Raw genomic sequence first — 18,469 nt, forward strand, 5'->3', positions numbered from 1 at the left:
TGGTTGGAAGTTCGTGGGGGATCATGTTTCTTTGGCCTTTCGGCACGCGGGAGCAGTTCGCCCACGGCCGGCGCAATTCAGCCTATGAACGGGAGCATGGTGGCGGGACGCGCGGAAACCCTCAGAAGCCTTCTTGAGCAGCGAATTCTCGTTCTCGACGGGGCATGGGGGACGATGCTGCAGGGCGCCGCCCTGACCCCGGCGGACTACCGCGGTGACCGATTCGCCGATCACGGCCACGACCTGACCGGCGATCCCGACCTGCTGAACATCACCCGGCCGGACGTGATCCTCGACATCCACCGCCAATACCTGGCGGCCGGTGCCGACATCACCACCACCAACACGTTCACCGCGACCAGCATCGGCCAGGCCGACTACGGCATGGAAGCGGCCGTACGCGAGATGAACCTCGCCGGTGCGCGGCTGGCCCGGCAGGCCGCCGACGAGGCCGGCGGGAAGTTCGTCGCCGGCTCGGTCGGGCCGCTCAACGTCACCCTGTCGCTGTCGCCCAAGGTTGACGACCCGGCGTTCCGCGCGGTGACGTACGACCAGGTGAAGGCGGCGTACGCGGAGCAGATCGCGGCGCTGGCCGAGGGCGGCGTCGACGTACTGCTGATCGAGACGATCTTCGACACGCTCAACTGCAAGGCGGCGATCACGGCGGCCCGCGAGGTGGCCCCGGACCTGCCGCTGTGGATCTCGGTCACCATCGTCGACCTGAGCGGGCGCACCCTGTCCGGGCAGACCGTCGAGGCGTTCTGGGCGGCGGTCGCGCACGCCGAGCCGCTCTTCGTCGGGCTCAACTGCTCGCTCGGCGCGAGCGAGATGCGCCCGCACATGGAGGCGATGGCGAACATCGCCGGCACCTACACCGCCTGCTACCCCAACGCGGGGCTGCCGAACGCGTTCGGCGGCTACGACGAGCAGCCGCACGACACGGCCCGGCTGCTGGGCGAGTTCGCCGAGGCCGGTTTCGTCAACGTGGTCGGCGGCTGCTGCGGCACCACGCCGGCGCACATCGCGCGGATCGCCGAGAAGGTCGCCACGCTGGCGCCCCGCCCGGCGGTCGCCCGGCCGCCCGCGTCGCGGTTCAGCGGGCTCGAACCGTTCGAGATCACCGCCGACACCGGGTTCGTGATGATCGGCGAGCGGACCAACGTCACCGGCTCGGCCCGGTTCCGCCGGCTGATCGAGGCCGACGACCACCAGGCCGCGGTCGACGTCGCGCTGGAGCAGGTACGCGGCGGCGCGAACCTGCTCGACGTGAACATGGACGCCGACCTGCTCGACGGCGAGCTGGCCATGACGACGTTCCTCAACCTGATCGCGACCGAGCCCGAGGTGGCCCGGATCCCGGTCATGATCGACAGCTCGCGGTGGAGCGTGCTGGAGGCCGGCCTCAAGTGCGTGCAGGGCAAGGCCGTGGTCAACTCGATCAGCCTCAAGGAGGGCGAGGAGCAGTTCCTCGAGCAGGCCCGGCGGATCCGTGACTACGGCGCCGGCGCGGTCGTGATGGCCTTCGACGAGCAGGGCCAGGCCGACACGGTCGAGCGCAAGGTGGCGATCTGTGCCCGGGCGTACGACCTGCTGACGCAGAAGGCGGGCTTCGCGCCCGAGGACATCATCTTCGACCCCAACGTGCTCGCGGTCGCCACCGGCATCGAGGAGCACAACGGCTACGCCAAGGCGTTCATCGAGGCGCTGCCGCTGATCAAGGAACGCTGCCCGGGGGCGCGGACCAGCGGCGGCATCTCCAACCTGTCGTTCTCGTTCCGGGGCAACGACGTCGTACGCGAGGCGATGCACTCCGCGTTCCTGCTGCACGCGATCCGGGCCGGGCTGGACATGGGCATCGTCAACGCCGGCCAGCTCGTCGTCTACGAGGACATCCCGGCCGACCTGCTCGAACTCGTCGAAGACGTGATCTTCGACCGGCGGCCGGACGCCACCGACCGGCTCGTCTCGTTCGCCGAGACGGTCAAGGGTGCCGGCACGAAGCGGGCCGTCGACCTCTCCTGGCGCGAGGCGCCGGTCGAGAAGCGGCTGGCCCACGCGCTGGTGCACGGCATCGTCGACTTCATCGAGGAGGACACCGAGCAGGCCCGGCTGGAGGCGGCCCGGCCGCTCGACGTCATCGAGGGCCCGCTGATGGACGGCATGAAGGTCGTCGGCGACCTGTTCGGGGCCGGCAAGATGTTCCTCCCCCAGGTGGTCAAGAGCGCGCGGGTGATGAAGCGCTCGGTGGCCTACCTGGAGCCGTTCATGGAGGAGGAGAAGCAGGCCGCGATCCGGGAGAACCGGGTCGGCGGCGGGCGGGCCCAGGGCAGGGTCGTGATGGCCACCGTCAAGGGCGACGTGCACGACATCGGCAAGAACATCGTCGGTGTGGTGCTCGGCTGCAACAACTACGAGGTGATCGACCTCGGTGTGATGGTGCCCGCCGCGAAGATCCTCGACACCGCGGTGGCCGAGCGCGCCGACGCGATCGGCCTGTCCGGGCTGATCACCCCGTCGCTCGACGAGATGGTCAGCGTCGCCAAGGAGATGGACCGGCGGGGCATCCGGTTGCCGCTGCTGATCGGCGGGGCGACCACGTCGAAGCAGCACACCGCCGTACGGATCGCCCCGGCGTACACCGGTTCGACGGTGCACGTGCTCGACGCGTCCCGGGTCGTCGGTGTCGTCTCCGACCTGCTCGACCCGGTCCGGTCCGACAAGCTCGACACGGCCAACCGCGAGGAGCAGGAGCGGCTGCGCGAGCAGCACGCGGCCAAGGAGAAGCGGCCGCTGCTGCCGCTGGCCGAGGCCCGCGCCAACCGGGTACGCCTCGACTTCGCCGACCTGCCGACCCCGCCGTTCACCGGCACCCGTACGGTCGAGCCGGCGCTGGCCGAGGTGCGCGCGCTGATCGACTGGCAGTTCTTCTTCACCGCCTGGGAGCTGAAGGGCAAGTTCCCGGCGATCCTCGACGAGCCGGCCGCCCGCGAACTCTACGACGACGCGATCGCCATGCTCGACGAGATCATGGCCGGCGACCTGCTGCAGGTCCGTGGCATCTACGGCTTCTGGCCGGCACACGCCGAGGGCGACGACATCGTGCTCGCCGACGGCACCCGGTTCCCGCAGCTGCGCCAGCAGGCGCTGTGGGAGGGCGGCCGTCCCAACCGCAGCCTCGCCGACTTCGTCGCGCCCGAGGACGGCGGTGACCACGTCGGCGCCTTCGCCGTCTCGGTGCACGGCGCCGACGAGCTGGCCGCCGGCTACGAGGCCGAGCACGACGACTACCGGGCGATCATGGTCAAGGCGATCGCCGACCGGCTCGCCGAGGCCGCCGCCGAATACGTGCACCTCGCCGCCCGGCGCGGCTGGTACGAGCCGGACGCGAACCCGTCGCTCGCGGACCTGCACGCCGAGCGGTTCCGGGGCATCCGGCCCGCGTTCGGCTACCCGGCCTGCCCCGACCACACCGAGAAGGACAAGCTCTTCAAGATCCTCGACGCGACGAGCATCGGCATGGGCCTGACCGAGTCCTACGCGATGACGCCGGCCGCCAGTGTCAGCGGCCTGCTGTTCGCGCACCCGGAGTCGCGGTACTTCGCGATCGGGCGGATCGACCGGGACCAGGTCGAGGACTACGCCGCCCGCAAGGGCGTCGGCGTCGCCGAGATGGAACGCTGGCTACGCCCCAACCTCTCCTACGACCCGTCCTGACGATCACCCCGGCATGATCGTCTGCTGTTCAGACAGTCGACCCGCCGACACCTGAGCAGCAGACGATCATCTCGGCAAACGAGCACGCGCTCGCCACCATGGAGCGGGCCGCCCGCGGCCCGAGGGCACCTGTGATCATCAGCTGCCCAGCAGCTCGACACGCCGTGCAACAACGGCGGAACAGCTAACGATCACCACGCACCGCCATCTCCCGAAGAGCGCGGGGGTGGCGGCCGGTTGACGCACCGTAGAAGCACTGACCGGTTGTCGAGCGGCTGTCGGCGGTGCCGAAGTCGTGTCTGGCGGCAGCGGCCCCGTCACACGACTTCGCCGCAGAACGACCGGGTGACGGCGATCAGGCTGTCGGCGCAGGCGGACGTGTCGGCGAGGCTGACCCACTCGACCTCGGCGTGCGCGCCGTCCCCGCCCGGTCCGAACAGGACGGTCGGGATGCCGGCGGCGGCCAGGAACCCGGAGTCGGCCCAGTAGCTCATCCCGGTCACCTCGGGCGTCCGCCCGGTCACCCGCGCGACGGCCGCCCCCAGTGCGGTGACGATCGGGGCCGACGGGTCGGTCTCGAACGGGTCGCGGGCCAGCGTCGTACGGCTGGTGACGACCAGGTCCGGGTCGACGGCCCGGCACCGGTCGAGCAGTTCGGCAAGGTCGCGTTCGACGGCGGCGACGGTTTCGCCGGGCAGCGTACGGCGCTCGACGGTGATCAGGCAGCGGTCCGGGATCGTCGACTCCTCCCGCCCGCCCTCGATCAGCGAGCCGTGCAGGTTGCCGCTGCCGAGCAGCGGGTGGACGGTCCGCCGCAGGCGGGTGTCGAGTTCGGCGAGGGCGACGAGCACCGGCCCGGCCTTGAGGATCGCGTCGACGCCGAGGTGCGGGCGGGAGCCGTGCGCGGCCCGCCCGGTCACCTCGATCTCGCTCCAGACGAAGCCACGGTGGCCGACCGCGACCGCCATCTCGGTCGGTTCGGTGACGATCGCCGCGTCGACGTCCAGCCCGCCGGCGGCGAGCACGTCCTGCACGCCCCGGCTGGCGTGTTCCTCGTCGGCGACGGCCGCGACGACGACCTCACCCGCCAGCCCGTCCCGGGCCGCCTGCCGGGCGGCGATCAGTGCCGCGGCCAGCCCGGCCTTCATGTCGTACGCGCCCCGCGCGTAGAGCCGGCCGCCGTCGACCCGGGGCGTCAGCGGGTCGGTCATCGTGCCGTGCCCGACGGTGTCGAGGTGCCCGCAGAGCAGCAGCCCGCGCCCGCCTCCCCCACCGCCGCCGCGCACGATCACGCTGGGCCGCGCCGGGTCCGGGGCGACGATCCGCGCGGACAGGCCGTTGTCGCGGGCCCACCGTTCGACGTACCCGGCGATGGTCCGCTCCCCGGCGGCCCCCGGCACCAGCGAGGGGTTCGCCGAGTCGATCGCGACGAGTTCGCGCAGCAGTTTGACGACGTCGGCGGTCACGCCGGCCGCCGAGCGACAACGTCGGCGGTCACGCCGGCCGCCCGGCGGCGCCGTCGGTGCTGAGCAGGACGACCGTGGACGCCCGGTTGAGGCCGAGGCCGGTGTGGTGCCGCATCGCGCGCAGCCCGGCGAGCGGCGCCGCGCCGCTCGGCCCGGCCGGCACGCCGAGCCCGGCCAGGTCGGCCCGCGCCCGCACGGCATCGTCGTCACTCACGGTGGTCGCGGCGTCCAGCCCGTCCCGAAGGTACGGCCACGCGAGGCTGGACGGCACACCGCAGTTGAGCCCGGCGAGCACGGTCGTTCCCGTGGGCACCTCGGTCAGCGTGCCGGCCCGCAGGCTGGCGGTGACGCAGCCGGCGACGGCCGGTTCGACGCCGAGCAGGGCCGCCGGCCGGCCCCGCCCGTCGCGGTGGTGCACGACGGCGGCCTGGGCCAGCGAGCCGACCCCGACGGGTACGCCGACGAGCGCCGCGGGTGCCGCGCCGGCCGCCGCCAACTGCTCGTCGACCTCGTGGAACAGGGTCGAGTAGCCTTCGACGATCCAGGCCGGGACCTGCTCGTAGCCGGGCCACGCGGTGTCCTGGATCAGCAGCCGGGACGGATCGCCGGCCGCGTACGCCGCCGCCCGGCGTACGGTCTCGTCGTAGCCGTCGGGGACCGTCGTCACGGTGGCACCCTCGGACCGGATGGCCGTCGCCGACGCGGCGCCGATGGTCCGCGGTACGAAGATGTGGGCCGGCCGGCGGAGCATCCGGGCCACCCGGGCGACCGCCCGTCCGTGGTTACCCTCGGTGGCGGCGACGAGCGTGACCGGCCGGCCGTCCGCGCGGTCCGCCAACGCCTGCCGGATCGCCCACGAGGCGCCGAGGATCTTGAACGCGGGCAGGCCGAACCGGTCGGACTCGTCCTTGACGAAGAGCCGGCCGACGCCGACCTCGGCGGCCAGGGCCGGCAGTTCGACCAGCGGCGTCGGCCGGTAGCCGTCGAGGGCCCGGTGGAACCGGGGTACGTCGGCCGGCGCCGGACGGCACCGCCAGGCCCGCGCCCCGGGTCGCAGATACGAGTCGGTGGCAGCAGCGGTCAGCATGGTTCCAGCCTCCGCGCCGAGCCGTACGTCAGTCCAGCGGATGTTTCCGAACGAAACCCGTCAGTTCCGCTTACGGTTTACTGATGCTGGACGTACACCGGCTGCGGCTGCTGCGCGAACTCGCGATGCGCGGCACGATCGCCGCCGTCGCCGAGGCCCTCTCCTACAGCCCGTCGGCCGTGTCGCAACAACTCTCGGTCCTCGAACGCGAGGTCGGCACCCCGCTGCTCGAACGCGTCGGCCGGGGTGTCCGTCTCACCGCCCCCGCCCAGGTGCTCGTCGGTCACGCCGACGCGATCCTGGCCCGCCTCGAACGTGCCGAGGCCGACGTCGCCGCCAGCCTGACCGAGGTCACCGGGACGCTGCGGGTCGCCGCCTTTCAGAGTGCGGCACTCACCCTGGTCCCCCGCGCGCTGACCCGGCTGCGCGACCGGCATCCGGCGCTGCGGATCGAGGTCACCGGCATGGAACCCGAGATCGCGCTGCCGGCCCTGCTGGCCCGCGACCTCGACCTCGTGGTCGCCGAGGACTACCCGGACCGGCCGGCGCCCCGGCCGCCGGAGTTGCAGCAGGAGGACCTGTGCCGCGACGAGATGCTGCTCGTCCTGCCGGCCGGCACCCGGATCACCCGGCTCGCCGACCTGGCGCGGCACCCGTGGGTGATGGAGTCAGTTGGTACGGTCGCCCGGAGCTGGTCGACGGCGCTGTGCCGGGCCGCCGGGTTCGAGCCCGACGTGGCGCACACCAGCACCGACCTGCTCGTGCAGGCCGCCCTGGTGCGCGCCGGTCAGGCGGCGGCGTTCCTCCCGGCGCTGGTGCCGGCCGAGTTCACCCCGGACGTCGTACGGCTGCCGATCCCCGACGCCCGCCAGCACCGCCGGATCTTCACCGCCGTACGCGCCGGGAGTGACGGTCACCCGGCGGTGACCGCCACCCGGCGGGCACTGCACGACGCGGCACCGCCCACCAACGGCTCATCGTTCAGGCCGTAAGCCAGGTCACCAGAGCATGTGGACGAGAACATCGATCTCGCCCCACGCCCGCTGCGCGGCCTGCACATGGTCGAGTTCACCAATCCACCGATCGCTGCCGGACCAGGCCCGGCCGACGGCGAAGCCGCCGGTGGCCGACCACCCGCCGGTGTAGTGCGCCTGCGCCAGGGTGCCGCCGAAATCCGGTGGCCCGTTGACGTAGATCTTGATGAGTCCGTGGTACGGCTCGTAGATGCCGACCAGGCTGACCCACTCGCCGACGTTGACGAAGTCGGTCGTGCAGGCGGCCGCTTGCGCCGCCGTCGCGGAGTCGGTCGCGGCGAGCGTGAAGCACCAGGCGGGGTCGGGCTGGTTGTCCCCGTCTACGTCGACGTCGTCGCGGAAGCCGAGCCGGAACATCGACGCCTGATCGCCGTCCTGGGAGATCGCCGTCCGCGACTGTCCGAGGTCGGCGAGCCGGACCCAGGCGGCCACCGTGAATCCGGCCGGCGCGGCCGTGTCGAACACCGGCGCCGGCGTGGACAAATCGTCGGTGCCGGTCAGCGTGACCGCGCCGGCACCGAACCGCCCCGGGCTGGCCCACGAGACGCCGGGACCGGTGAAGGTCAGTGGGTGGCCGGCGGGATCGGACTCGGCGACGGTTCCCGTCCCGGCGTCCATGTTCCAGCTCCACGCACCGGGACTCGGGTTGACCAGAAACTGGTAGGTCGTCGTATCCGACCGCAGTCTCGTCGAGTTGTAGGAGTGGACGGACAGGATGTTGACACCGTCCCTGATCGGGGTGATCGAGACCTCGCTGGTGGTCCCGACGTACTCCCGTACGGACAGGTCGTCCCAGTACACCGTCTTGCCGGAGCCGATGTTGAAACCGTTGTAGAGCCGGAAGAAGGCGTCGGTGGCGGTGGGCGGAACGTCCATGACGACCGAGAGCCGCTGCCACGTGTCGGTCCTCGACGCCCGCCACGAATGCACCGCGGTGTACGTCGGGCCGGCCTTGTAAAACGCGACGAGGCTCAGGCCCCGCTCCCGGCCGATGCTCCCGGTGGGCGCCAGGCCGGTCGCCGCCGGCACGTAGATCCACGCCGAGATCTCGTACCGCTTCCCGGGCTGCATGCCGGACCGCAGCCCGCCGCGGTCGCCGTCGACAGTGGCGAACGTGTCGCCGATCGCGCCACTGGCACCGCCGCCCGCCGCGATCGGGGTGACCGCCAGCGAGTCGTCGGAGTCGTGGCCGAGCGTGGTGACCCGGGTCCGGGTCGCGTTCACCGCCCCGTAGCCGGTCACGTCGGTCGAGACCTGGCGCTGGTCGGCGGGCAACTGCTCGGCCCGCGGCTCGCCGGCGGGCACCCACACCGCGTTGCCGTGGTTGAGCTGGTAGACGTACTGCACCACGTCCGGGGAGCCGTTGGCGCCGAACGTGAAGGTGCCCGGCTGGCCGACCCCACCGCTCCAGGAATCCGGGACGTAGGGGTCTCCCGACACCGTCGGCGGCAGCGGGCCGGCGGACGTCGCGGAGTTCGGGGCCGAGGACGCGGGAGCCGGGCCGACCGCCACCAGGGCGACGGCGACGACGGAGGCGGTGAGCAGGCGCGGCAGCCGGCCGGCGAACCGCGCGGGGTGACGGCGGTATCGAGATCTTGGGAGCACGTGCCAACAGTAGAGATCGACACTCACCGCGCACAACCGTTTACGCGGAGCACCGAGGCTCCGCCGCCGTCACCTGCGGGTGGGTACGACGCTGGCGTTGACCGGCCGGCTCCGCCCCCGGTAGGCGCGCATCTTGGCGCGGCTGCCGCAGATGCTCATCGTGCACCAGCGGCTGCGGCCGGCCGGGCTGTGGTCGTAGTAGACCCATCGACAGTCGTGGGCGCCGCAGGCCTTCAGGCGGGGCCAGGTGCGGTCGGCGGCGGCGGCGAGGATCCGGGCCGCGAGTGCGGCGGTGAGGGCGGACAGGCCGGTGAGCCCGGGGCGCGGCAGGGCACGGGCCTGCCCGCCTGCGTCGACCGAGAGCACGAGCGGCGCCCCGTCCAGCATCGCGTCGAGGACGGCGAGGCTGGCCGCCGGGATCTCGACGCCGGTGTGCGCCTCGCACACGTCGCGTAGCGCCTCGCGGAGCCGGCGGGCCTCGGCGATGTCGGTCTCGTCGAACCACACGTCGGTGAGCCCGTGGGCGGCGCAGAGGGCGGTGAGGTCGTCGGGGCCGCCCAGGCCGTCGCGCCCGCCGGCGAGGTCGGCGGTGTTGGCGAAATCCTGCACGAGCGTGAGCGCGCCGGGTGCCGGTGCGCGGTCGCCTGGCTGCGTCATGACTACACGTTACCGCTGTGGCATCATCATGCGGTAACCGTTACTGGAAGGGAACCCCCAAGTGGTAACGAAGACCGGCCTTCTGCGCCGCAACCAGGACTTCCGGCGGTTCTGGTTCGGCCACACCGCGTCGGTCGCCGGCACGCACGTCACGGCGGTGGCGCTGCCGCTGCTGGCGACGCTGACCCTCGACGCGGGCGCGGCCGGGGTCGCCGCCATCGCCACCGCCACGTTCCTGCCCAACCTGCTGCTGTCGCTGTTCGTCGGCCACTGGCTGGAGCGGCGCCGGCGCCGGCAGGTCATGGTGGTGACCGACATCGTGCGGGCGGTCGCGCTGGCCGCCGTACCGGTGGCCTATGTGGTCGACCTGCTCTCGATTCCGTTGCTGGTCGTGGTGGCGTTCGTCGTCGGGGCCGCCAGCGTGGTCTTCGAGCTGGCGAGCTTCGCATACGTCCCGACGCTGGTCGAGGAGGACGACCTGCCGGCGGCGAACCAGGCGACGCAGGGGTCGACGACGGCGGCGCAGGTGGCCGGGCCGGGACTGGCCGGCGGGCTGGCCCAGCTCGTCGGTCCGGCGATGGCGGTGGCGCTGGACGCGGTCAGCTACGTGCTGAGCGCCTTCGGTGTGGCCGGGGCGCGCCGTCCCGAACCCCCGCCACCGCCGGTGGCGGGCCGGCCCGGGCTGCTGGAGGGGCTGCGGGCCGTCGCGGTCAACCCGTTCCTGCGGGCGCTGGCCGCGTACGCGACCGTCTACAACGGGGCGTTCCAGATCCTGACGGTCAACCTCGTCGTCTTCGCCGTCACCGACCGGGGCCTCAACGCCGGCATGTTCGGGCTGGCCCTGTCCGCCGCGGGAGTCGGCGCGTTCATCGGCACGATGCTGGCGCTGCGGCTGACCGGCCGGATCGGCTACGGGCGCGGATTCATCGTGGGCATGCTCCTGTCCTGCGGGTTCCCGCTGGTGATCGCGGTGCTGCCGGGCACCGGCACGGTGCTCGCCGCCGGGTTGGCCGCCGTGCAACTGGTCAGCGGGATCGGGCTCGGCATCGCCAACGTCCTGTCGGTCACCCTGCGCCAGATCGTGGTGCCGCGCGGCTCGCTGGCCCGCACCAACGCCGGCTACCGGCTGCTGATCTACGGCATCCTGCCGCTGGGCAGCGCGGCCGGCGGGTTCGTCGGCCAGGCCGCCGGCAGCCGCGCGGGCGTGGCCGTGGGCGCGGTCGGGTTGGCCCTGTCCGGCCTGCCGATGCTCACCCGCCGGATGCGGACGCTCAAGAGCCCGCACGACGTCCGGCCGCCCGCCCCGCCCGCCGCGGCGCCGGTTTCCGAAGGTGTGACAGCTTGAACCCGCCGCCTACGGTGCGGGGATGGCCCTTCCGTCCACGCCTGACAAGATCGCCAAGACCCGCACGGTCAGCGCCGAGGCGATCCTGCGCAACCAGGTCGACCTGCGCGCATATCCGTTCCGGCACGTGTCGGTGGTCGCCCGCCACGGTTTCTCGGGCGGGACGTCCCCGGTCACGGAAGTGCTCATGGCGGTCGAGGTGTTGCAGCAGGCCGGCTGGGAGTTGGTCAACGTGTCGGAGTTCAGCAACGGCCGCTTCGTGCACGGCATCGTGCGCCGGCGCTGAGGCACCCGGGTGGGCCGGGTCGACGTCGGGCCGCTCCCGCGTCCGGGGTCGTACCGGCACCGGAGCGGCTGTCGCCGTCCGGGATGGAGTCGGCGCGTCAGGCCGGGACCCGGCAGACGATCTCGCCGTGCGGGACGGCGAACCAGCCGTCGGCGGCCTCGACCCACTCCCGCCAGCCGGCCGCGATGCGCCGCAGGTCGTCGTCGGTGGCGCCGAGCGCCCGGAGTTGGCGGGCCAGGTCCGACCGGGTGACCCGCTCGGCCCAGTTTCCGCCCCACCACCGGCGGGCGTCGGGTTCGGCGAAGCACCAGACGCCGGCGGTGGCGGTCACGTCGGTGAACCCGGCCGCCCTGGCCCAGGACAGCAGCCGCCGGCCGGCGTCCGGCTCGGCGCCGTTGGCGCGGGCCGCCCGCCGGTAGAGGTCGAGCCATTCGTCGAGTTCCGGCACCTGCGGAAACCAGGCGAACGCGGCGTAGTCGGCGTCGCGGGCGGCGACCACGCCGCCGGGTCTGGTCACCCGGCGCATCTCGGCGAGCGCCCGGACCGGGTCGGCGACGTGTTGCAGGACCTGGTGGGCGTGTACGACGTCGAAGCTGCCGTCGGGAAAGTGCAGCTCGTGTACGTCGGCGACGGCGAAGTCGATGTTCCGCTGGCCGCGGGCGGCCGCCTCGTCGCGGGCCAGTCCGAGCGCGGCGGCGGTGATCTCGACGGCGGTGACCCGGCCCGGGGCGACCCGGGCGGCGAGGTCGGCGGTGATGGTGCCGGGCCCACATCCGACGTCGAGGACGGACATGCCGGGGACGAGGTGGGGCAGCAGGTAGGCGGCGGAGTTGTCGGCGGTTCGCCACCGGTGCACGCGCAGCACCGACTCGTGGTGGCCGTGGGTGTAGATCGTCATGTCGCCCGCCTCTCTCCTCGTCAAGGCGTCGACACTATCCCCCCGCTCCCATTTCTCGGGACAGTCATCTCACATCATGGTTCGCCCGAGAACGCCGGAACGACCTTGAAAGGAGCAGGTAAATTGCTGGTCATCGGCGGACAGAAGACACGGTTCCCGCATTCCGGAACACGAAGACCCTCCACCGGTGGCCGCCTTCCGACAGATCCGCTTCCAGCCCGGAAACGGCATGCCGATGGTCGACCTCATCGCCCCGGCACCACACCCGATCGGCGCTTTATCGCCTCCATGATCAGCGACTATTCCGGGGCACGCTTCCGCCCGCGCCGTCGACCGGTGGTCACGGTTCCCGGCACCTCCGGCGCGGATGGCCGGTGGGCCGCGATGCCTTGCGCCGTACGGCCCGCGGGCCGCGCCGGCCGGCCTCGGGACATACCGGCGTCACGACCGGACGGGGGTCGGCGTAATATCAGCGGACGTACTTTTTGCGCAGTCGGGCAACCATTCTTCAACCTTTACGTCTTACAATAGCGCCATGGCCACCCGCCGACCTCGGTCCTCATCTTCAACAATGCCAACCGGGCCGCAACGATCCGGTCCATCAGCAGCGAAACTGCCTGTCTCGCGAATTCGTCCGGCTTATGTTCAAGTGGCTGACCAACTGCGCGAGGCGATCGTCACCGGTTCACTGCGGCCGGGTGACCGGCTGCCCATCGAGCCGGAACTGTCGACGATCTTCGGGGTCAGCCGGAGCACGATCCGCGAGGCCCTGCGCCTCCTGTCGTCCCAGGATCTGGTGAGCACCAGCCGCGGGATCAACGGCGGCACCTTCGTGATGGCGGCCGACCCCGCCAAGCTGCGCGAATACCTCACCACCCGGCTCGGCCTGCTCAGCGGCGCCCAGGTGATCTCCGTACGCGAACTGCTCGAGGCACGCGAGATGTTCGAGGTGCCGGCGGCCCGGCTGGCCGCCCGGCTGCGTAGCGAAGACGAACTGGACGAGCTGACCGCCTGCGTCGCGGAGGAGAGCGCCCTCGCCGAGCGCGGCGGCGACTTCGAGCCGCACCGCGCGTTCCACTCGCTGGTACTCAAGGCGGCGAGGAACCAACTACTGCCGCTCACCGTCGAGCCGATCTTCCAGGTGCTGCGCACGCGGTTCCTGCGCCCGGCGGCCCCGGCCCAGTTCTGGCGCGAGACCGCCCACGACCACGCGCAGATCCTGCGACACATCCGCTCCGGTGACGAGGAGGGCGCCGCCGTCGCCATGCGGCAACACCTGGACCACCTCGCCCGCACCTACGTCGACCTGCACGTCGAGCCGGCGGTCGATCCACTCACCGCGTTGTCGTCCCGCCCGGCCGGCGGTCGCCCGTTCGGCTGACCGGCCCGACCACCGGCCGGCCCGGCCGAGGAACAGACCGGCCGTCGAACACCCGGCCGGCCTAAGACCGGTCGACGGCGGTCCGGCCCGGCCGTCGGCCGGGCCGGTTCCGCCCGCCGTCAGCCGCTCACGGCAGGGAGCGCGGCCGGCGGGCGAAGTACACGGTCGCCGGGGGCAGGTTCGCCCACACGGTACGGCCGCTGACCACCTCCTCGAAGCCGGCCCGCAGCCCGTGCAGCAGCCGGCGGGCGGGCGGCGCCCAGCGGGTCCAGGTGTACGCGAACTGGGTCAGGACGCCCTGGGCGGTCAGCACCGAGGCGAGGGTGTGCACCAGCGGCGGGCCGTCGCTGTCCGCCTCGTAGGCGAACCAGGGCAGGCCGCTGACGATGACGTCGGCCCGGTCGATGCCGTACCCGGCGAGGATCTGCGGCAGGTCGCCGGCTCTGCCGCGGGCGACCTCCACCCCGGGGAACCGGGCGGCGAGGTGGTCGGCCATGGTCGGGTTGAGCTCGACGGCCAGCTGCCGCCCGCGTCCGGCGAGCCGCTGTTCGATCGCCCGGGTGAACGCGCCGGTGCCGGGTCCCAGCTCGACCACCACCGGCTCGCCCCGCTCGGGGATCGGCAGGGCCATCTGGTCGGCGAGTGCCGTACCGCTCGGGGCGACCGCGGCGGTCCGGGTCGGCGCCCGGAGGAACTCGCGCAGGAACAGCGAGCCGTCGGTCTTCGTACTGGTCATCGGATTCCTTCCATGGATACTCCGGCCTTCAGACCGGAGAGGAAACGGAACCCCTGCGGAGCAGGACAGGAAAAGCCGATCCGCCGCCAAGGCGGACAGGCGTCTACCCGCGCGGCACCGCAAGGTTCAGTCGCTAGCTTGCTAGTTTGTGGGCGATGGCCACGAAGGCGGTGAAGCGGGCGTTCAAGTACCGCTTCTACCCGAACCCGGAGCAGGCCGCTGAGCTTGCCCGCACGTTCGGGTGCGTCCGGCTGGTCTACAACATGGCCCTCGCGGCTCGTACCCAGGCGTGGACGCTGCGCCAGGAACGGGTCAACTACAACGCCACGTCGGCGATGCTGACCGGGTGGAAGAAGACCGGGGAGCTGGCGTTTCTCAACGACGTCTCCTCGGTGCCGCTGCAACAGGTGCTGCGGCACCTGCAGGCCGCGTTCACCAACTTCTTCGCCAGGCGCGCCAGGTACCCGACCTTCAAGAGCAAGAAGAAGTCGCGCCGGTCGGCGGAGTACACGACGAGCGCGTTCCGGTGGCGCGACGGGAAACTGACCTTGGCGAAGATGGCCGCACCGCTGAACATCGTGTGGTCGCGTCCGCTGCCGGAGGGGGTGGCCCCGTCCACGGTCACCGTGTCGCGGGATGCGGCCGGACGATGGTTCGTGTCCCTGCTCTGCGACGACGTGATCGAACAGACCCCCACGTCGGGTGTGGTCGGCATCGACGCCGGACTCGACAGCCTGCTCACCCTGTCCACCGGGGAGAAGATCGTCAACCCCCGCCACGAACGCCGCGACCGCGCCGCCCTGGCCCGCGCCCAACGCGCGTTGGCGAGAAAGGAGAAGGGCTCGAACAACCGGGCCAAAGCCCGGCTCAAGGTCGCCCGCATCCACGCCCGGATCACCGACCGCAGGCGGGATCACCTGCACAAGCTGACCACCCGACTCGTTCGTGAGAACCAAACGATCGTGATCGAGGACCTGACCGTACGCAACATGGTCAAAAACCGAAGCCTGGCCCGCGCCATCAGCGACGCGGCCTGGCGACAGTTCCGCACCCTGCTCGAATACAAGACTGACTGGCACGGCCGAACCCTGCTGGTCACCGACCGCTGGTTCCCCAGCTCGAAACTGTGCTCGACATGTGGTGCCCTCGCTGAACGGATGCCGCTGAACGTACGGACGTGGACGTGCCGGTGCGGCACCGTCCACGACCGGGACGTGAACGCGGCACGCAACATTCTGGCCGCCGGACAGGCGGAGAGAGCCTGTGGAGAAGGTGTAAGACCTCAACGGGGAAACCTCCGTTCGGGGCAGCCAACCGTGAAGCAGGAAAACCCGAGGGCGACCACGGGAATCCCCTCCCTTTAGGAAGGGGAGGATGTCAAGTAACTCCTGTCGGGCCAGCGGCCGGGAGTGGCCGAGGATTACTTCGTCACCGGCTCCGCCGGCCGGCGTGTCGCGTGCCGGCCGGGTCGGCCACCCGGCATCCGTGCCGGCATGCGGGGTGTCGGGGGTGGTGCCGGATGCGGCCCGGGACCGGCCGGCGGCTGGTTTCGTGGCCGGGGGTCCGGGTCCGCGCGACTGGCGGGGGCGCTCCGGCCAGGCGGTCACCGGGTTCGGTGGCCGCCTGGCCGGGCTTCAGACTGTGGTCATTCGGCCGCCATGTGGTGGGTCGATTCCGCGGTGTGGCTGAGTTCGAGGGCGGCCAGCGCAGCGTTGACGATACTGCCCGGGTCGAGGTCGTGCGCCCGGTAGAGGTCGGCGACGGTGCCGGACTGGCCGAACGAGTCGACGCCGAGCGGCACGCAGTGCACGCCGAGTGCGGCGCCGAGCCAGGCCATGGCGTGGGATGCTCCATCATGGACGGTGACGACGGGTCCGCGGGTGCCGCCGAAGGCGGCCCGCAGCGCCCCGGCGGTGCTCGGCGTGGTCGCCGTACGGATGCCCTGGCGCAGGGTCCGCTGCCACGCCGAGTAGAGCCGGTCGGCGCTGGTCACGTCGACGACGTGGGCGGCGACGCCCTCGTTCATCAGCTCGGCCGCCGCGGCCAGCACCTCGGGCAGCACCGCGCCGGAGGCGGCCAGCACCACCGACGGCGCCGGTTCGCCGCCGGGCCGCGACCGCAGGTGCGGGGCGCTGTCGTACGGGTCGAGCAGCCGGTAGGCGCCGGCGAGCACCTGCCGGCGCAGCACGACGTCGCCGAGCCGCTGCCGGGCGGCCTCGAACGGGGCCTGGTCGAGCGGCCGCGTCGAGAGCCGGAAGTAGTACGACGCGGCCTCGGCGGGGGCGGCGGTGGTCGGGGTGTCGCCGCCGGCGGCGATATGGCCGACCGCGTCGCACAGCAGCCAGTCGAGCGCGGTGCCGTACGCCGGCTCGACCAGCGTCACCCCGGGCAGTTCGAGGCCGACGCTGGGGGTGATGGTCGACTGGTGGGCGCCGCCCTCGGGGGCCAGGGTCACCCCGGACGGGGTGCCGGCGACGATGAACCGGGCCCCGGAGTAGACCGAGTAGACGAAGGCATCGAGTCCACGTAGGACGAACGGGTCGTAGACGGTGCCGATCGGGATCAGCGGCTGGTGCGACAGGTCCCAGGCCAGGCCGAGCTGGCCGAGCAGCAGGAAGAGGTTCATCTCGCTGATGCCCAGCTCGATGTGCTGCCCCTTCGGGCTCTCGGTCCACTTCAGCGCCGGGTCGACCGACCAGGCGCGCTGCTCGACCGGGTGGAAGACGCCCATCCGGTTGATGAACCCGGCGAGGTTGGTTGACGTCGCCACGTCGGGCGCGGTGCTGACCAGGTAGGGCGCCAGGTCGGCGTCGCGGGACAGGTCGACCAGGGTGCGGCCGAACACCTCCTGCGTCGACACCGGCTTGCGGCCGGCCCGGCCGGCCCCGGTCGCCTCCGGTACGGTCACCGCCAGCCGCCGCGGCGCCGGTTCGAGCCGCAGCGCCTCCTGCCGCCGGTTGCACCAGATGCCCTCGCCCGACGCGGCGTCGAACCGGTCCCACTCGGTGTCGTCGGCCAGCCCGGTCGCCTCCCGCAGCGCGGCGATCTGCTCGCCGCCGAGCAGTTGCGAGTGGTTGCGCGGGTTGCCGGCGATCGGCAGCCCCCACCCCTTGACCGTGTACGCGAACACCACGCTCGGCCGGTCGGTGACCCGGTCGCACTCGGCGAACGCGTCGAGCAGGCTGGCCAGGTCGTGCCCGCCGAGATCGGTGACGGCGGCGAACACCTCCTCGTCGGACAGGTCGGCGAGCAGGTCGACGACGGCCGCGGGCGCGTCCTCGGTGAACCGGCTCCGGGCCTCCCCCGGGTTCAGCGCGAACAGCGACTGGTAGCGCTCGTTCGGCATCCCCTCGATCCAGCGGCGCAGCGCGTCGCCGCCGGGCCGGGTGAACAGTTCGCTGAGCCGGCCGCCGAAGCGCAGTTCGACGACGTGCCAGCCGGCCGCCTGGAACTGCGCCGACCACTGCCCGATCCGTACGCCGGGCACCACCCGGTCCAGCGACTGCCGGTTGAAGTCGACGACCCACATGACGTTGCCGAGGCCCTGGGTCGCCGGGTCGGCGATCGCCTCCCAGATGTTGCCCTCGTCGAGTTCGGCGTCGCCGAGCAGGGCGACGAACCGGGCCGGCGGGCGGGGGCCGAAGTGCGCGTCGACGTACCGGCGGGTGACCGCGCCGAACAGCGGCGCGGCGGCGCCGAGCCCGACCGAGCCGGTGGAGAAGTCGACCCGGTCCGGGTCCTTGGTCCGCGACGGGTACGACTGCAGCCCGCCGTACGAGCGCAGCCGGGTCAGGTAGGAGCGGTCCAGGTTGCCGAGCAGGTAGTTGATGGCGTGCAGCACCGGGGAGGCGTGCGGCTTGACGCTGACCCGGTCGGCGGCGTCGAGGTGGGCGAAGTAGAGGGCGGTCATCAGCGACACCATCGACGCGCTGGAGGCCTGGTGCCCACCAACCTTGACACCCTCGATGTTCGGCCGCTCACGGTTGGCCGCGTCGACCATCCGGACGGCCAGCCACAGCACCCGGCGCTGGATCGCGTCGAGTGTCGCCAGGTCCGGTACGGGCTGGGCGGGTGCGGTCGACATGTGCTCTTCCCCTTCGACGGTCGGTCGCTGGTGCGGGTCGGTCCGCCGGCTCCGGGTCCGCCGGTACTCGTGGTCGGCGGTCCGTGGCTCGGCCGGGACAGTCTGACCGAGCGGACGGCGTGCGTGAAGTCCCCCGGTTGTCCGCCCTGCCCGAAGTGCCGGCGCGGACCGCCCCG

At 72.2% G+C, this 18,469-nt stretch carries 13 protein-coding genes; 6 read left to right on the top strand and 7 right to left on the bottom strand.

Translation table 11 applies throughout. The annotated features are described in order from the left end of the window. The first annotated feature begins 96 nt into the window (after positions 1–96). Complete coding sequence (metH, locus tag QCD66_RS25650; protein WP_375735632.1) at positions 97–3,714, top strand: methionine synthase; 3,618 nt, start codon at positions 97–99, stop codon at positions 3,712–3,714. A 317-nt stretch (positions 3,715–4,031) separates the two neighbouring features. Here metH and QCD66_RS25655 read toward each other — a convergent pair whose 3' ends face one another. Further along, complete coding sequence (locus QCD66_RS25655) at positions 4,032–5,180, bottom strand: M20/M25/M40 family metallo-hydrolase (RefSeq protein WP_375735631.1); 1,149 nt, start codon at positions 5,178–5,180, stop codon at positions 4,032–4,034. Between the two features lie 28 nt (positions 5,181–5,208). Continuing rightward, positions 5,209–6,267: a pyridoxal-phosphate dependent enzyme gene (locus tag QCD66_RS25660; protein WP_375735630.1), complete on the bottom strand. Its 1,059-nt coding sequence runs from the start codon at positions 6,265–6,267 to the stop codon at positions 5,209–5,211. An 83-nt stretch (positions 6,268–6,350) separates the two neighbouring features. On the opposite strand from QCD66_RS25660, the gene QCD66_RS25665 reads away from it, so the two are divergent. Then, positions 6,351–7,259, top strand: a complete 909-nt coding sequence (locus QCD66_RS25665; RefSeq protein WP_375735629.1) for a LysR substrate-binding domain-containing protein — start codon at positions 6,351–6,353, stop codon at positions 7,257–7,259. A gap of 6 nt (positions 7,260–7,265) precedes the next feature. Here QCD66_RS25665 and QCD66_RS25670 read toward each other — a convergent pair whose 3' ends face one another. Then, the gene (locus QCD66_RS25670) at positions 7,266–8,906 is read right to left on the bottom strand and encodes a LamG-like jellyroll fold domain-containing protein (protein WP_375735628.1); all 1,641 of its coding nucleotides are present in this window, start codon (positions 8,904–8,906) and stop codon (positions 7,266–7,268) included. A 69-nt stretch (positions 8,907–8,975) separates the two neighbouring features. Continuing rightward, entirely contained in the window at positions 8,976–9,563 is a 588-nt protein-coding gene (locus QCD66_RS25675) for a CGNR zinc finger domain-containing protein (RefSeq protein WP_375735627.1), read from the bottom strand. A 61-nt stretch (positions 9,564–9,624) separates the two neighbouring features. On the opposite strand from QCD66_RS25675, the gene QCD66_RS25680 reads away from it, so the two are divergent. Beyond that, a complete protein-coding gene (locus QCD66_RS25680; RefSeq protein WP_364213981.1) occupies positions 9,625–10,908 on the top strand; it encodes an MFS transporter in 1,284 nt (427 codons plus the stop codon). Between the two features lie 22 nt (positions 10,909–10,930). After that, positions 10,931–11,194, top strand: a complete 264-nt coding sequence (locus QCD66_RS25685) for a transcriptional regulator (RefSeq protein ID WP_364213978.1) — start codon at positions 10,931–10,933, stop codon at positions 11,192–11,194. Positions 11,195–11,291: 97 nt separating this feature from the next. On the opposite strand, the gene QCD66_RS25690 is transcribed toward QCD66_RS25685, so the two are convergent. Then, the gene (locus tag QCD66_RS25690; protein WP_375735637.1) at positions 11,292–12,086 is read right to left on the bottom strand and encodes a class I SAM-dependent methyltransferase; all 795 of its coding nucleotides are present in this window, start codon (positions 12,084–12,086) and stop codon (positions 11,292–11,294) included. A gap of 655 nt (positions 12,087–12,741) precedes the next feature. Between QCD66_RS25690 and QCD66_RS25695 the strand changes: the two genes are divergently transcribed. After that, the gene (locus QCD66_RS25695) at positions 12,742–13,473 is read left to right on the top strand and encodes a FadR/GntR family transcriptional regulator (RefSeq protein ID WP_364213975.1); all 732 of its coding nucleotides are present in this window, start codon (positions 12,742–12,744) and stop codon (positions 13,471–13,473) included. A 127-nt stretch (positions 13,474–13,600) separates the two neighbouring features. Here QCD66_RS25695 and QCD66_RS25700 read toward each other — a convergent pair whose 3' ends face one another. Next, the gene (locus QCD66_RS25700; RefSeq protein ID WP_364213972.1) at positions 13,601–14,209 is read right to left on the bottom strand and encodes an SAM-dependent methyltransferase; all 609 of its coding nucleotides are present in this window, start codon (positions 14,207–14,209) and stop codon (positions 13,601–13,603) included. Between the two features lie 155 nt (positions 14,210–14,364). Between QCD66_RS25700 and QCD66_RS25705 the strand changes: the two genes are divergently transcribed. Next, positions 14,365–15,573 (top strand): RNA-guided endonuclease InsQ/TnpB family protein, encoded by a 1,209-nt coding sequence (locus QCD66_RS25705; protein WP_375735626.1) that lies wholly within the window; start codon positions 14,365–14,367, stop codon positions 15,571–15,573. Positions 15,574–15,854: 281 nt separating this feature from the next. Here QCD66_RS25705 and QCD66_RS25710 read toward each other — a convergent pair whose 3' ends face one another. After that, on the bottom strand, positions 15,855–18,293 hold the full coding sequence (locus QCD66_RS25710; protein WP_375735625.1) for a transketolase-like TK C-terminal-containing protein: 2,439 nt from the start codon (positions 18,291–18,293) through the stop codon (positions 15,855–15,857). Between the last annotated feature and the right edge of the window lie 176 nt (positions 18,294–18,469).

The organism is Polymorphospora sp. A560 (genome assembly GCF_045781765.1).
In the GTDB taxonomy this organism is placed as follows: domain Bacteria; phylum Actinomycetota; class Actinomycetes; order Mycobacteriales; family Micromonosporaceae; genus Polymorphospora; species Polymorphospora lycopeni.